Source organism: Streptomyces tendae (assembly GCF_014650435.1).
Lineage (GTDB): Bacteria > Actinomycetota > Actinomycetes > Streptomycetales > Streptomycetaceae > Streptomyces > Streptomyces tendae.
Genome location: NZ_BMUY01000120.1, coordinates 1 through 545 on the forward strand (window position 1 = coordinate 1; position 545 = coordinate 545).

Annotated in this window: 1 protein-coding gene; it reads left to right on the forward strand. The window is 78.3% G+C overall.

What is annotated here, in order from left to right; translation table 11 throughout:
- A partial coding sequence (locus IE258_RS40925) for a P-type ATPase actuator domain-containing protein (protein WP_444545815.1) occupies window positions 1-545 on the forward strand: 545 nt, incomplete at both ends.

Sequence of the window (545 nt, forward strand, 5' to 3'; positions counted from 1 at the left end):
GTGGTGGCCGCGCTGCGGCGCGGCCACGCGGGAGTGGACCTCATCGCGGTCCTGGCCCTCGGCGGCACCCTGGCCGTCGGCGAGTATCTCGCCGGGGCCCTGATCGGTCTGATGCTGGCCACCGGGCGCGCGCTGGAGGCCGCCGCGCAGCGGCGCGCGTCCCACGATCTGCGGGCGCTGCTCGCGCACACGCCCCGCACCGCCCGTCGGCGCACCGGGACCGAGGTCCGCCCGGTTCCCGTCTCCGAGGTCGCCGTGGGGGATCTCCTCGTCGTCGGCGCGGGCGAGGTCGTCCCCGTCGACGGGCAGGTGGCGGGCCCGGCGGCCGTCCTGGACGAGTCGGTGCTCACGGGCGAGTCGGCACCGGTGGAACGGAAGCCCGGGCAGCCGGTGCGCAGCGGCGTCGTGAACGCGGGCGGGGCCTTCGACCTGCGGGCCACGGCGACCGAGCAGGACAGCACCTACGCCGGGATCGTGCGCCTCGCCCGGCAGGCCGGCGCGGAAGCGGCCCCCGTCGTCCGCCTGGCCGACCGCTACGCGGCCTG